Annotated in this window: 11 protein-coding genes; 7 read left to right on the top strand and 4 right to left on the bottom strand. The window is 65.4% G+C overall.

Annotation, left to right across the window (positions count from 1 at the left end; all coding sequences use genetic code 11):
- The first annotated feature begins 169 nt into the window (after positions 1 to 169).
- Both AB5Y72_RS20790 and AB5Y72_RS20785 read left to right on the top strand, forming a co-directional pair.
- Positions 170 to 1723 carry a methyl-accepting chemotaxis protein gene (locus tag AB5Y72_RS20790; RefSeq protein ID WP_368199568.1) on the top strand — a complete coding sequence of 518 codons (1554 nt, stop codon included), beginning with the start codon at positions 170 to 172 and terminating at the stop codon, positions 1721 to 1723.
- A 66-nt stretch (positions 1724 to 1789) separates the two neighbouring features.
- Positions 1790 to 2140, top strand: coding sequence for an MGMT family protein (locus AB5Y72_RS20785; RefSeq protein WP_368199567.1), 351 nt, complete (start codon positions 1790 to 1792; stop codon positions 2138 to 2140).
- 30 nt (positions 2141 to 2170) lie between these two features.
- Here the strand turns inward: AB5Y72_RS20785 and AB5Y72_RS20780 are convergent, their stop codons facing one another.
- Both AB5Y72_RS20780 and topA read right to left on the bottom strand, forming a co-directional pair.
- Positions 2171 to 2341, bottom strand: coding sequence for a hypothetical protein (locus AB5Y72_RS20780; protein WP_167335713.1), 171 nt, complete (start codon positions 2339 to 2341; stop codon positions 2171 to 2173).
- A gap of 115 nt (positions 2342 to 2456) precedes the next feature.
- The gene (gene topA / locus AB5Y72_RS20775) at positions 2457 to 5078 is read right to left on the bottom strand and encodes a type I DNA topoisomerase (protein ID WP_368199565.1); all 2622 of its coding nucleotides are present in this window, start codon (positions 5076 to 5078) and stop codon (positions 2457 to 2459) included.
- Between the two features lie 360 nt (positions 5079 to 5438).
- On the opposite strand from topA, the gene astB reads away from it, so the two are divergent.
- On the top strand, positions 5439 to 6776 hold the full coding sequence (astB, locus tag AB5Y72_RS20770; RefSeq protein WP_368199564.1) for an N-succinylarginine dihydrolase: 1338 nt from the start codon (positions 5439 to 5441) through the stop codon (positions 6774 to 6776).
- A gap of 89 nt (positions 6777 to 6865) precedes the next feature.
- Here astB and sohB read toward each other — a convergent pair whose 3' ends face one another.
- Positions 6866 to 7873: a protease SohB gene (gene sohB / locus AB5Y72_RS20765; RefSeq protein WP_368199563.1), complete on the bottom strand. Its 1008-nt coding sequence runs from the start codon at positions 7871 to 7873 to the stop codon at positions 6866 to 6868.
- Positions 7874 to 8098: 225 nt separating this feature from the next.
- Here sohB and AB5Y72_RS20760 point away from each other — a divergent pair, with 225 nt between their 5' ends.
- Both AB5Y72_RS20760 and AB5Y72_RS20755 read left to right on the top strand, forming a co-directional pair.
- Positions 8099 to 8854 (top strand): YciK family oxidoreductase, encoded by a 756-nt coding sequence (locus tag AB5Y72_RS20760; protein ID WP_368199561.1) that lies wholly within the window; start codon positions 8099 to 8101, stop codon positions 8852 to 8854.
- 88 nt (positions 8855 to 8942) lie between these two features.
- On the top strand, positions 8943 to 9827 hold the full coding sequence (locus AB5Y72_RS20755) for a LysR family transcriptional regulator (RefSeq protein ID WP_042078121.1): 885 nt from the start codon (positions 8943 to 8945) through the stop codon (positions 9825 to 9827).
- Positions 9828 to 9861: 34 nt separating this feature from the next.
- Here AB5Y72_RS20755 and AB5Y72_RS20750 read toward each other — a convergent pair whose 3' ends face one another.
- The gene (locus AB5Y72_RS20750) at positions 9862 to 11034 is read right to left on the bottom strand and encodes an MFS transporter (protein ID WP_325782139.1); all 1173 of its coding nucleotides are present in this window, start codon (positions 11032 to 11034) and stop codon (positions 9862 to 9864) included.
- 162 nt (positions 11035 to 11196) lie between these two features.
- Here AB5Y72_RS20750 and AB5Y72_RS20745 point away from each other — a divergent pair, with 162 nt between their 5' ends.
- Both AB5Y72_RS20745 and AB5Y72_RS20740 read left to right on the top strand, forming a co-directional pair.
- Complete coding sequence (locus AB5Y72_RS20745) at positions 11197 to 12339, top strand: MalY/PatB family protein (RefSeq protein WP_042078119.1); 1143 nt, start codon at positions 11197 to 11199, stop codon at positions 12337 to 12339.
- 142 nt (positions 12340 to 12481) lie between these two features.
- A complete protein-coding gene (locus AB5Y72_RS20740; protein WP_325782138.1) occupies positions 12482 to 13801 on the top strand; it encodes a TAXI family TRAP transporter solute-binding subunit in 1320 nt (439 codons plus the stop codon).
- Positions 13802 to 13804: the final 3 nt, after the last annotated feature.

Here is a 13804-nt window from a genome sequence, read left to right as displayed (position 1 = left end):
CTGGTCGCCGTTTTTTTACTCATTGACAACAAAAACCCAACCTAAGCCCTACTTTTAACCCGCCTTTATTGGCAGAATAGGGCCCACGATGGAACCGGCCAGGCACAAGGTCAGCGTTTCATCCGCTCAATCACAATAACAACCAGCATGAATATCGGAGCTTATCCCTATGGCCCGCAGAGACGTCCAGACACTGGACAGCGAAGTGGAGTTTCCTGCCGACGTACAACTCGTGTCCACCACGGACTTGCGCGGCGTCATCACCTACGCCAACCCCGCCTTCTGCCGGATCGCCGGCTACCGGGTCGATGAACTGGTCGGTCACAATCACAACCTGGTGCGTCACCCCGACATGCCCAAGGCCGCCTTCGCCGATCTCTGGGCCCGCCTCAAGGAGGGCAATCCGTGGCGCGGCGTGGTCAAGAACCGCTGCAAGGATGGCCGCTACTACTGGGTCGACGCCTATGTGACCCCCATCTACGAGCACGGCAAGATAAGCGGCTACCAGTCGGTGCGCTGCAAGCCCGAGCCCCGGCTCAAGCAGGCCGCCGCCCAGGCCTACCAGGCCCTGCTCAAGGCCGAACGGGGGAAAACCCGCAAGCTCCCCTCCCTGCGCCCCTATCGCCCCCTGCTGCTGGGCTTGCCGCTGCTGGCGCTGTTTGGCTGGGCCGCCTTCACCCAGGGGGCCCTCACCGTGCTGCTGATGCTGCTGCCCCTGCTGGCCATCGCCGGCACCTACTGGCGCGAGCTCATCGCCCTGCCGCGCTATCTCAGGCAGCTCGGCCAGCAATACGACAGCCTGACCCGGCTGGTCTATTCCGGTGACGCCCCGGGCGCCATCGCCGACTTCCACCTCAAGATGCTGCAGGCCAGGATCCGCACCGTGCTGGGCCGGGTCGACGACGCCACCCATCCGCTTCAGGCCCTGGCGACCGATCTGCAGGACTCTTCCCACCGGGCCTTCCTCGACATCAACGAGCAGGATGCCCAGACCCAGCAGATGGCCGCCGCCATGACCCAGATGGCCAGCACGGCCCACGAAATCGCCCGCAACATCCAGGACACCAACGGCCAGGTGACGGAGGCGCGCAGCAGCTGCCAGAACACCGTCATGCAGCTGGATCAGACCCAGCAGCAGATGACGCAACTGGCCAGGCAGGCGGAGCAGGCCTTCCACTCCGCGGTGGAACTCGCCAGCGAGTCGGAGCGGATCGGCAGCGTCATGGGGGAGATCCAGGGCATCGCCGAACAGACCAACCTGCTGGCGCTGAACGCCGCCATCGAGGCGGCCCGGGCCGGGGAGCAGGGCCGCGGCTTCGCCGTGGTGGCGGACGAGGTGCGCACCCTGTCGACCCGCACCCACAAGGCGACCGAGCAGATCCAGGGCAGCATCCGCCAGATCCAGCAGACCCTCGAGCGCTGGCAGGGCATGATGCAGGACAATCTGGCCCAGACCCGGGAGTGCGTCGAGATGACCCGCCAGGGCTCGGGCAACCTGCACCAGGTGCTGGAGGAGATCGATCAGGTGACCGAGTTCTCCACCCAGATCGCCGCCGCCGCGGAGCAGCAGCAGGTGGTGGTGGAGGAGATCAGCCGCAACATCCACCAGATCTCCGAATACTCCCGCGCCAACAGCCAGAAGATCCGGGCGGTAGACGACTCCAGCCAGGAGCTGCTCAAGCGCGCCAGCGAGCTCAGGGGGCTGAGCCAGACCTTCGGCTGACGGATTGCAAGCCATATGACGGAAGCGCCACAATGGCGCTTCTGTTGTTTCTGACGAGTCAACTTCATGAGAACGGAATCGACACCTCTGGACAAGGTTGCCCGCATCGAGGCCATCCTGGCCCTGATCCCGGCCGGTCGCGTGGTGAGCTATGGCCAGGTCGCCGATCTCGCCGGCCTGCCCGGGCGGGCTCGCCTGGTGGGAAAAGTATTGCGGGAGACCGACAAGACACTGCCCTGGCACCGGGTGCTGGGGGCGGCGGGCACCATATCGCTGCCAGAGGGATCGGCGGGGTTCGACAGGCAGGCAGGGCTATTGCAGGAGGAGGGGGTGCCGGTGATCGGCGGGCGGGTCAGGATGCGGGAGTGGCAGTGGCAGCCCGATCTCGCCGAGCTGCTGTTTCTGCTCCCCTTCTAGGGACTCCCTGCCGGGAGTCCCTCAGGGTTGCTAGTCGCCCACCAGAGGCCCCAGGATGTCGTCGCTGCGCACCTGCACCGGGATGGTTTCGTCCTCCCGTTGCAACAAGACCAGCAGACTCTGCCTGTCCACCTCCAGCACATAGGCCGTCCCTTCCCGCGTCAGGCAGGTCATGCCCGGCCGGATATCCTGTATCTCCATGACAACCTCCGTGTCTAGCGCTGCCATCCATGCAGCCCTTCCAGTATACCGCCATCTCCCAATGAAGAGGCCCCTCGCAAGGGGCCTCTTTCGTCATTGTGTGACCGGAAACGGGTCAGGATTTCTTCGCCTTGGGCAGGCTCTCCTGCCATTTTCCGTTGTCGTAATGGGCCGTCCAGCCGGTCGCCTTGCCGTTCACCTCGGTCATTACGTACTGCTCCTTGCTCTTGCGGCTGAAGCGCACCACGGAGGCGTTTCCGTCAGGATCTGACGCCGGGGCGTCCGCCAGGTACTGGTGCTTGGGGGAGAGGCGGTCGCGGAAGCGCTTGAGCTCTTCCACCAGAGGCGCACGAGTCTCACGTGACTTGGGGAAGTTGCTGGCGGCGAGGAACAGACCCGCCGCGCCGTCCCGCAGCACGAAGTGGGCGTCGGACTGGGTGCACTTGAGCTCCGGCAGCGGCACCGGATCCTCCTTCGGCGGCGCGATGTCGCCGTTTTTCAGGATCTTGCGGGTGTTCTTGCAGCTCTCGTTGGTGCAGCCCATGTACTTGCCGAAGCGCCCGTTCTTGAGCTGCATCTCGGATCCGCAGCGATCGCACTCTATGCTCGGCCCTTCGTAGCCCTTGAGCTTGAACTGGCCCTGCTCCACCTCGTAGCCGTCGCAGTCCGGGTTGCGGCCGCAGACGTGGAGCTTGCGGCTGTCGTCGATGATGTAGGCGTCCATGGCGGTACCGCAGATGCCGCAGCGGTGCTTGGCGCGCAGGGCGTCGGTTTCCGCCTCGTCCCCGTCGGTGGCGGAGACGAACTCGTCCGCGCTGACCAGGTTGATGGTCTTCTTGCAACGCTCCTTGGGCGGCAGGGCATAGCCGGAGCAGCCGAGGAAGACGCCGGTGGTGGCGGTGCGGATGCCCATCTTGCGGCCGCAATCCGGGCAGTCGATGTCAGTCAGCACCATCTGGTTGGCACGCATGCCCCCCTCTTCCGGTGCTTTGTCGGCCTGCGCCAGCTCCTGGGTGAACTCGGCGTAGAAGGCATCCAGCACCTTCTTCCACTCCAGGCTCCCTTCGGCGATGCCGTCGAGCTTGTCCTCCATCTTGGCGGTGAACTCGTAGTTCATCAGCTCGACGAAGTTCTCCACCAGGCGGTCGGTGACGATTTCCCCCATCTTCTCGGCGAAGAAACGGCGGCTCTCGACCCGCACATAACCGCGATCGACGATGGTGGAGATGATGGAGGCATAGGTGGACGGACGGCCGATGCCGCGCTTCTCCAGCTCGCGCACCAGCGCCGCTTCGGTGAAGCGGGCGGGCGGCTTGGTGAAGTGCTGGCGCGGATCCAGCTTGACCAGTTTCAGCACCTCGCCGACGGTCACCGCCGGCAGCTGGCTGTCTTCGCCCTTGCGGCCCATGGGCGGCAGCGCCTTGGTCCAGCCGGCGAAGCGCAGGGTGCGACCGCGGGCCTTGAGCTCGAACTCGCCCGCCTTGACGGTCAGGGTGGAGGAGTCGTACTGGGCCGGGGTCATCTGGCAGGCGACAAACTGGCGCCAGATGAGGTCATAGAGCCGCATGGCATCCGGCTCCATCCCTTCCAGCATCTCGGCGGTCACCTGGACGCTGGAGGGGCGGATCGCCTCGTGGGCCTCCTGGGCGTTGGCCTTGGCACCGTACAGGTTCGGCTCGGACGGCAGATAAGCCGCGCCATACTGCTCGCCGATGTATTCCCGCACCGCGTCCACCGCCTCTTTGCTGAGGTTGGTGGAGTCGGTACGCATATAGGTGATGTAACCCGCTTCATAGAGGCGCTGGGCCATCATCATGGTCTTCTTGACCCCGAAGCTCAGACGGGTGGAGGCGGCCTGTTGCAGGGTGGAGGTGATGAAGGGAGCGGACGGCTTGGAGCCGGTCGGCTTGTCTTCCCGGCTCACCACCTTGTAGTCGACCCCTTCCAGGGCCGCCACGGCGGCGAAGGTCTCGGCCTGGGTCACCGGCTTGAAGTCGGCCCCGTTGCGGCTGACCACCTCCATGCGCAGCTCGCTCTTGTCGCCGGTCAGCAGATCGGCGTTCAGATCCCAGAACTCCACCGGCACGAAGGCCTTGATCTCGCGCTCCTTGTCGACGATGAGGCGCACCGCGACGGACTGCACCCGACCGGCGGAGAGACCCCGGGCCAGCTTCTTCCAGAGCAGCGGCGAGACCATGTAACCCACCACCCGGTCGAGGAAACGACGGGCCTGCTGGGCGTTGACGCGGTGGATGTTCAGTTCGGACGGCTGGGCAAACGCCTCCTGGATGGCGGTCTTGGTGATCTCGTTGAACACCACGCGCTTGTAGCGGCTGTCGTCGCCACCGATGATCTCGCGCAGGTGCCAGGCGATCGCCTCCCCCTCTCTATCCAAGTCGGTTGCGAGATAGATGGTGTCGGCCTTGGCGGCCAGACTTTGCAACTCGCTGACCACCTTCTCCTTGCCGGGCAAAATCTGGTAGTTGGCCTGCCAGCCTGCTGTCGGGTTGATCCCCATCCTGGAGAACAGGGCGTTGCGATCCTTGGCCGCCTTCTCGGATTCGCTGAGCTTGATGCCGCGAATGACAGGTTTTTTGGGCTCGCTGCTGGCGCTGCCGCTGGTCGGCAGATCGCGCACATGGCCTACGCTGGATTTCACCACGTAGTCCTTGCCCAAATATTTGTTGATGGTCTTGGCCTTGGCCGGAGACTCCACTATGACCAGTGATTTGCCCATGCTGTAACTATTATCCTCATTGCACCCGACGGGGTTGGCGTGCGGTTTTGTGGGGCTGTATAAGAGATTTGACGGGAAAAAGCAATCTTGCGGGTCAATTTGCCCGACAGCCCGAACCGCCTCGTTTCTTTATTTATTAATGCGAAGCCGGGTCGCGGTAAGCAACCGCTTTTTTGTTTTTATGCTATATCCCCCCCTTTTTTAGATTGGAAATGACATATCCAGCCACCCTTGTGACATAAAAACCCACTCTGGTTATCAGCTTGTTACAAAGGATGAAATCTCTTTATAATGGCCACACGCCGCAGCTTTGTGCGCGGAAGGAACCGCTCCCCATATAAAAATCGAAAGGATGTCATCATGAAGCACTTCGAGGTCAACTTCGACGGCCTGGTCGGCCCCACCCACAACTACGCCGGCCTCTCCTATGGCAACGTCGCCTCCCAGAACAACGCCAAGGAGGCGTCCAATCCCAAGGAGGCGGCCAAGCAGGGGTTGCGCAAGATGAAGGCGCTGACCGAGCTCGGCATGGTGCAGGGGGTGCTGGCACCCCAGGAGCGGCCGGATCTCGCGACCCTGCGTCGCCTCGGCTTCACCGGCAACGATGCCAGCGTACTGGCCCAGGCCGCAAAACAGGCGCCCGCCGTGCTGGCCGCCTGTTACTCGGCCTCCAGCATGTGGACCGCCAACGCCGCCACCGTCTCCCCCAGTGCCGATACCCAGGATGGCCGCATCCATTTCACCCCCGCCAACCTGACCAACAAGTTCCACCGCTCCCTCGAGCCCGAGGTGACCGGCCGCATCCTGCGCGCCGTCTTCAACAACGATCGTCACTTCAGCCACCACCAGCATCTGCCGGAGAACGACCACTTCGGTGACGAGGGGGCCGCCAACCACACCCGGTTGTGCCGCGCCTATGGCGAGGCCGGGGTCGAGCTGTTCGTCTATGGCCGCAGCGCCTTCGACGTCTCCCGGCCCGCGCCCAAACGCTACCCGGCCCGCCAGACCCTGGAAGCCAGCCAGGCCATCGCCCGCCTGCACGGCCTCGGCGAGGAGAGCGCTGTCTTTATCCAGCAAAATCCCGAGGTAATAGACCAAGGGGTGTTCCACAACGACGTGATCGCGGTGGGCAACCAGAACGTGCTCTTCTTCCACCAGCAGGCCTTCCTCCATACCGAGGCGGCCCTGGCCGAGGTGCGCACCAAGTTCGGCGAGGGGGAGCTGCACTTCATCGAGGTCCCCACCAGCGAGGTGTCGGTGCAGGATGCGGTGAAGTCCTATCTGTTCAACACCCAGATCCTGACCCTGCCGTCCGGCGAGATGGCGATCATCGCCCCCAACGAGTGCCGCGACAACCCGGCGGTGTCGGCCTATCTGGCCAGGCTGGTGACCCTGGGCACCCCGATCAAGGGGGTGCACTACATGGACGTGAAGCAGAGCATGAAGAACGGTGGCGGCCCCGCCTGTCTGCGGCTGCGGGTGGCCATGAACGACACCGAGCTCGCCGCGGTCAACCCGGCCTGCCTCATCAACGACGCCCAGTTTGCCCGCCTCGACAACTGGGTGGATCGCCACTACCGCGACAGCCTGACCTTGGACGATCTGCGCGACCCCTCCCTGGTGCTGGAGACCCGCACCGCCCTGGACGAGCTGACCCAGATCCTGAAACTCGGCTCCGTCTATCCGTTCCAGCGCTGAGTACAGGCTCGCAGCGAAGCCGCGACATCCGCATCAACAGAGAGCCGGGCAATGCCCGGCTCTCTTTTTTCACGCATTGTTAAGGCGCCTCAGCGCCAGGGGCTCTGCTGCCACAGGCGGCCGAGCGCCCCCTCCAGCCCCAGGGCGGCCTGGCGACCCAGCTTCTGGGTCAGGCTCCTGGGCTTGCTGTAGCGAATACCGACCACCTTGTGATGGCTGGCCTGGGCCAGCAGGTAGTCGTCGCTGGTGCAGAGCGCATCCACCAGGCCGAGCTGCTTGGCCTGGCTCGCCAGCCAGTGCTCGCCCGTGGTGACGGCGTCGATGTCGAGCGCCGGTCTGTGCTCGGCCACGAACGCCTTGAAGCGCTCGTGGATGGCGCCCAGCTCCTCGCGAAACTTCTCCCGGCCCTGATCATCGTTCTCGCCGAACATGGTGATGGTGCGCTTGTACTGGCCCGCGGTGTGCATCTCGAATTCGATGTCGTGCTTCTTGAGCAGCTTGTTGAAGTTCGGCAGCTGGGCGATCACCCCGATGGAGCCGACGATGGCGAACGGGGCCGCCAGGATCTTGTCCGCGACGCAGGCCATCATGTAGCCGCCGCTCGCCGCCACCTTGTCGATGGCCACGGTGAGGGTGATGTCCTTGTCCCGCAGCCGCTGCAGCTGGGAGGCGGCCAGGCCATAGCCGTGCACCACGCCCCCGCCGGACTCGAGACGCAGCAGCACCTCGTCGCCTGGCCGGGCGACGCCGATCACCGCGCTCACCTCTTCCCGCAGGGAGGCCACCTCTCTGGCGTCCATGCTGCCGTGGAAGTCGATGACGAACAGCCGACTGCGCTCATCCTCGCTCCTGGCGCGGGCCTTGTGCTCGGCCTTGCGCGCCTTCTCCATCAGCTTGCGCTCGGCCTTGCCAGCCAGAGCCGATTGCAGCTGGTGGCGCCCCTGCTCCAGCTCGCCGGAGAGATCGGTCACCACCAGCTCCCCCTTGCGCACCTTCGGCTGGCGGCTGCTCGCCACCATCAGGATGACGGCGCCGATGGCCAGCAGGAAGGTAAGGGTCTTGGCCAGAAACAGGCCGTATTCGGTCAAAAATGCCACTTGATGCTCCGCGCTATGTCCGGTTTTTTCACATAGTAAGGAGTTTGGCTCCGGGGTGCAAAAACTCTGCCATGGCCCTGGTACCAGGGGAGGCGATCCGCGCTAGCGCCCTGTTTTCTTCACATTTTTGCCGTCTCATACTGGTCAACCGCCGGGCCGGATCAGTACACTTGCCTCCTCTATTTCCGTCGCGCCAGCCGCCACGCATTGTTAACAGGAGTCCACATGCTCGATTATCAGGCCCCCCAGGATCTGCTCAAGGACAAGGTCATTCTGGTGACAGGCGCCGGTGACGGCATCGGCCGCGAAGCGGCGCTCACCTACGCGGCCCACGGCGCCACCGTGATCCTGCTCGGGCGCACCAGCGCCAAGCTGGAGGCGGTCTACGACCAGATCGAGGCCGCCGGCCACCCCCTGCCCGCCATAGTGCCGGTGGATCTCAAGGGGGCGACCGCCGCCCACTACAAGGGCATGGCCGAGACCTTCGCCCAGCAGTTCGGCCGCCTCGACGGCGTGCTGTTCAACGCCGGGCTGCTCGGTACCCTGTCGCCGTTCGAGCACATCCAGGAGCAGGAGTGGGACGAGGTGATGCAGGTCAACGTCAAGTCGGAATTCCTGCTGACCCAGGCGCTGCTGCCCCTCATTCGCCAGACCGCGAAGGAGCACGGCGAGGCGTCCATCGTCTACACCTCCTCCAGCGTGGGCCGCAGGGGGCGCGCCTACTGGGGCACCTACGCCATCTCCAAGTTTGCCATCGAGGGAATGATGGAGGTGCTGGCGGACGAGCTGGAGAACACCACTGTGCGGGTCAACACCCTGAACCCGGGCGGCACCCGCACCAGGATGCGGGCCAGCGCCTTCCCGGCGGAAGATCCCCAGACCCTGAAGACACCGGCCGACCTGATGCCGCTCTATCTCTATCTGATGGGACGGGACAGCCGGGGCCAGAGCGGCAAGACCTTCGTGGCCCAGCCCAAATAACCCAACAAACCGATCAGACAGGATTACATTGAAGAGGGGCGCTACCCGCGCCCTGTTGAATCCCATCGGTCCCCTGACAGGTTGCACTATGTTTCGTCCCAAGAGCACGTTTGAGCAATGGCGGATCTTTCAGGCCGTGGTGGACTGTGGCGGTTATGCCCAGGCCGCCGAGGCGCTGAACAAGAGCCAATCCTCCCTCAATCATGCGGTCGCCAAGCTGCAGCAGAGCCTGGGGCTGGCCCTGCTGGAGGTGCGGGGACGCAAGGCGGTGCTGACGCCGGCGGGGGAGATCTTCCTCAAGCGGGCCCGCCAGCTCAGCCAGCAGGTGGAGGAGCTGGAGAACCTGGCCAACAACCTGGAGCGCCAGTGGGAGCCGCAGATCAACCTCTATGTGTCGGTGTTGCAGCCGCGGGAGCGGCTCTACCGGGCGCTGGCCCACTTCCACCCCCGCAGCCGGGGCTGCCGCATCAACCTGCACGAGCGGATCCACTGCCACTTCAATGCGCTGCAACCCGGGGATCTGATGCTCTCCGAGCACCTGCCCCAGGATCGCACCGGCCTGCCCCTGGACGAGGTCTGTCTGCTGCCCCTGTGCGCGGCGACCCATCCCCTCGCCGGGCAGGAGGAGCCCGTCACCGCCGAGCAGCTCGCCAGCCACAACCAGATCAGCCTGCATCCCCCCATCCACCGCTCGGTGGACTGGAACGATGCGGACGACACCGGCTGGAAGGCAACCCACTATCACGAGGTGCTCAGCATGGTGCGCCTCGGTCTCGGTTACGCCTGGGTGCCCCGCCACCTGGTGCAGGAGGAGCTCGACGGCGGTGCCCTGGTGCGGCTCGATCTGGCCGGCGGCAGCGAGCGCTATCTCTACACCTACCTGCTCACCCCCTCCGTCGATGCCCTGGGCCCGGCGGCCGAGCTGCTGCTGCGCTGCCTGCGCAACGAATACCAGGGCGACAACGGCAAGTAAGCCCTCCCACGCCCTCCTCAGGGCGGATCAGGCCCTAGACGTTGGGCACCCGCCAGCAGGCGGCCAGCGCAGCCAGCGCCAATGCGGTGGCCACCATAAAGACCCCATGGAAACTCCAGATCTCCGCCACAGTGCCGGCAATGGCCCCCGCCATGATGGAGCCGGTGCGGATGCTGTTGGCGAACAGGGTGGTCGCCACCCCGGCGCGGCCCGGCATCAGATCCTGGAAGTAGGACATGCCGATGCCGGCGACGATGCCGATGAAGATGGCATTGAGCAGTTGCAGCGCGATGAGCGCCGTCTGGCTCGACAGTGTCACCAGCCCCAGGTAGAAGCCCACCCCGGCCAGCACCGCCAGCAGCATCATGGGCCGCTTGCCGAAGCGCCGGGTGTAGTAGCCCGCCAGCAGCATGAAGGGGATCTCGAGGGCTGCCGCCGTGCCCATCAGGATCCCGGCCAGCTTCTCCTCCAGTCCCAGCTCGCGGGTGATGTAGAGCGGCATGTTGATGAGATACATGCTGTTGCAGGTCCACATCAGGGTGGAGGCGATGAACAGCGCCCGCACCGAGGGCATCCGCCAGCTGCTGACCCGCTCCTGGTCTCCTCCCGATGCGGGCAGCGGCAGGGAGGGCAGCCAGCGCCAGACCACGAAGGCGCAGACCAGATAGGCGAAGGCCGAGGCAAGGTACATCACCTCGAAGCCGTAGCCGATGGCGAGCGCGAAGGCGGCCGGCGGCCCTATCACCCAGGCCAGGGAGAACTGGGCCCGCAGCACCGAGCTGAACATGTCGGCCCGTTTGTTGCGGCTGTCGGCGTATTCCCGCGCCAGGGCGAACAGCTGGGGGCTGGCGGTGGCGGTCAGGCTCGCCAGCACCACGCCGAGGCTCACCAGCAGCCAGTACTGGCGATTCCAGGCGAACAGCAGGGAGAGCACTATACCGGCGAAGCAGCAGCGCAGGATCAGCTGCTTGCGATCCCCCTTGCTGTCGGAGCGGTGACCGAGCCACTGGCTGATGAGGATGCCGATCACCGCGTTGACGGTGTAGAAGAGCCCCACCAGGAAGGGGCGCACCTGCACCTCTTCGGCCAGGAACAGGCTCAGGGTGGGCACCTGAAGCGCCACCGCCACCCCGGTCATGAAGGTCACGGCGAGAAACGAGAGAGAGACGGGATCCGGCCTCTTGCGGGCAGCACTCAGCAAACTCATGGAGACACCTAGATACGGACGCGAAAAGGGAGCCAGAAACGGGCGGGCACGGCTATGACGGCGGCTATTTTATGCCATTATCAACAGCCACCTCAAGGGTTGCGAGGGCGCGTCCAAGTCCGTACATTGGAAGCCCATCCAGCGCCAGTACAAGGATTTAACATGTTTGATTTTGATCGGGAAATAGATCGCAGCGGCACCATGAGCCTGAAATGGGACAAGTACAAGGGCCAGGATGTGCTGCCCATGTGGGTGGCAGACACCGACTTCGTCTCTCCCCCCGCCATTCTCGAGGCGCTCACGAAGCGGGTCGCCCACGGCATCTTCGGCTATTCCCGCCCCTCTCCCCGGCTGATCGAACTCATCAAGACCCGCATGCAGCAGCGCTATGGCTGGACCATCCAGACCGAGTGGCTCGTCTTCCTGCCCGGCGTGGTGCCGGGGCTGAATCTCGCCTGCCGGGCCTGGAGCCAGCACGGTCGCGGCATCATCACCCCCAAGCCGGTCTACTATCCCTTCCTGCAGGCGCCGGGCTTCAACGACCGCCCCCTGCTCACCGTGCCCATGGTGGAAGAGGCCGGTCGCTGGGTGCTGGATCTGGAAGAACTGGAGCGCCAGGCGCCCAGCGCGGATCTGCTGCTGCTGTGCAACCCCCACAACCCGGGCGGTACCGTCTTCACTCGCGAGGAGCTGCTCGCCATCGACGCCATCGCCGAGCGCCACAACCTGGTGATCTGCTCAGACGAGATCCACTGCGACCTGTTGCTGGACAAGGACGCCCGCCACATCCCCTATGGCGCCCTGAGCCCGGCGGCGGCCGAGCGCAGCGCCGTCATGATGGCGCCGAGCAAGACCTTCAACATCGCGGGTCTGTGCTGCTCCTTCGCCGTGGTCCCCAACGCCCGCCTGCGCCTCAAGCTGCAGCAGGCGATGCGCGGCATCAGCGCCGACGTCAACCTGCTGGGTTTCGTGGCGGCCGAGGCGGCCTACGAGGGGGGCGAACAATGGCTCACCGAGCAGCTCGACTATCTGAGGGGCAACCTGGCGCTGATCGAGCAGGCGGTGGCCCGCTGGCCCGGCATCAAGCTGGCACGCCATCAGGCCACCTACCTCGCCTGGGTCGACGTGAGGGCCCTCGGCCTGGATGACCCCATCGCCTTCTTCGAGCAGGCCGGTGTGGGCCTCTCCCCCGGCGCCCAGTTTGGCGATGGCCAGTTCGTGCGCCTCAACTTCGGCTGCACCCGGGCGCGGCTGACCGAAGCCCTGTCGCGCATGGAGAAGGCCATCCTCCAGGCGCGCCGCTGATGGCAAGGGGTGGCGGCCGTTTCGCCGCCACCGGACCTGAAATGGTGAAAGCCATTCAGCTTCCCATCCGATGCAGATAAGATGAGATTCATGACGGGATGAGCCTGGCTCATCCTTTTTTCAGCCACGGTTCCGGTTCACTATGCGCCCATTCGCCCTGTCTTCCCTGCTGCGCCTGTCGCGCTTCGCCCTGCCCTGGCTGGCGACCATGCTGGCCCAGCCCCTCCTGGCCGCCCCCGCCTACGTGACCATAGGCACGGGGGCGCTCAACGGTGTCTACTACCCCACAGGGGGCGCCATCTGCCGCCTGCTGAACGAGGAGAGCGCCCGCCACGGCGTGCACTGCACGGTGCAGAGCACCTCTGGCTCCCTCGCCAACCTGGCGGCGCTCGCCAAGGGGGACATCCAGCTGGCCCTGGTGCAGTCCGATGTGCTCCACCACGCGGTCCACGGCAGCGGTCCCTTCTCGGGCCAGCCCTCCTGGGATCAACTGCGCAGCCTGCTGCGACTCCACAAGGAGTCCCTGACCCTGCTCGCCAGCGCCACCAGCAACATCACCACCCTGGCGGACATCAAGGGCAAACGGGTCGACCTCGGCGCCCCCAACTCGGGGGACAGGATCACCAGCCGGGCACTGCTCGATGCCATGGGCTGGCAGGCCACCGACTTCACCCTGCCAGCGGTGGCATCCCCGGGCAACCGGCTGGAGGGGCTCTGCAACGACACCCTGGATGCCGCCTTCGTGGTCGCCGGTCACCCCAACCAGGGCATCGGCGATCTCACCGGTCGCTGCAAGGCCCGCCTCATCCCCATCGAGGGGGAGCAGATAGACAGGCTGCTCGAGCAGTATCCCTACTATGAGCGCAGCCGCATCGGCGCCAACCTCTATCCGGGGCAGACCAGCGGCGTCAATACCTTCGCCGTCACCGCCGAGCTGGTGGCGCAGGCCAGCCTGCCCGAGACCGAGGTACGCACCCTGCGCGACGTGCTGAGCGAGCGCCTCAAGCAGTTCACTCGCCTGCACCCGGCCCTCACCACCCTCACCTGGGAGGGGATGCAGGCGGGAGATCTGGCCCCGCTCCACCCAGGCATGCTGGATGCCGCGCCAACGCCGGTCCTGCCACCGGACAGCCTCACGGCGTCGGGGGCCGAGGCGACCTCGGGCGCCCAGCCCACCGAGCTTCCGGCTCCCACCAGCGCGGCCACACCGCTGGAAGGGGCCGACACCCAGCCGGAACAGCCTTCCGGAGCCACCCTGCCGGCCAGCTCGGCGGCAGCGCCCACGGGGACGGCCCCGGCACTGACCGATCTCCCCTCCCAGGGGAGCGCCGTGATGACGCCTGACGCGCTGCCCGTCCCCATCAGCCCCACCCCGTCGGCGGCGCAGGCGAGCGACCAGGCCGACCCCGCAGCCTCCCGACCAGACGGCGCCGCCGAGGGGAAGGAGACGCCCGCCCAGTGACGG

Source organism: Aeromonas sp. R7-4 (genome assembly GCF_040908055.1).
GTDB classification, from domain to species: domain Bacteria; phylum Pseudomonadota; class Gammaproteobacteria; order Enterobacterales; family Aeromonadaceae; genus Aeromonas; species Aeromonas sanarellii.
The sequence above is the reverse complement of the archived record's forward strand: the minus strand, read 5'-3'. Positions and strand labels throughout refer to the sequence as shown.

Coding starts and splice junctions, on each gene's coding strand:
- AB5Y72_RS20745 (WP_042078119.1), top strand. CDS start 11,197: ATGTTTGATTTTGATCGGGAAATAGATCGCAGCGGCACCATGAGCCTG.
- AB5Y72_RS20750 (WP_325782139.1), bottom strand. CDS start 11,034: ATGAGTTTGCTGAGTGCTGCCCGCAAGAGGCCGGATCCCGTCTCTCTC.
- AB5Y72_RS20740 (WP_325782138.1), top strand. CDS start 12,482: ATGCGCCCATTCGCCCTGTCTTCCCTGCTGCGCCTGTCGCGCTTCGCC.
- AB5Y72_RS20760 (WP_368199561.1), top strand. CDS start 8,099: ATGCTCGATTATCAGGCCCCCCAGGATCTGCTCAAGGACAAGGTCATT.
- topA (WP_368199565.1), bottom strand. CDS start 5,078: ATGGGCAAATCACTGGTCATAGTGGAGTCTCCGGCCAAGGCCAAGACC.
- AB5Y72_RS20755 (WP_042078121.1), top strand. CDS start 8,943: ATGTTTCGTCCCAAGAGCACGTTTGAGCAATGGCGGATCTTTCAGGCC.
- AB5Y72_RS20785 (WP_368199567.1), top strand. CDS start 1,790: ATGAGAACGGAATCGACACCTCTGGACAAGGTTGCCCGCATCGAGGCC.
- AB5Y72_RS20790 (WP_368199568.1), top strand. CDS start 170: ATGGCCCGCAGAGACGTCCAGACACTGGACAGCGAAGTGGAGTTTCCT.
- astB (WP_368199564.1), top strand. CDS start 5,439: ATGAAGCACTTCGAGGTCAACTTCGACGGCCTGGTCGGCCCCACCCAC.
- AB5Y72_RS20780 (WP_167335713.1), bottom strand. CDS start 2,341: ATGGAGATACAGGATATCCGGCCGGGCATGACCTGCCTGACGCGGGAA.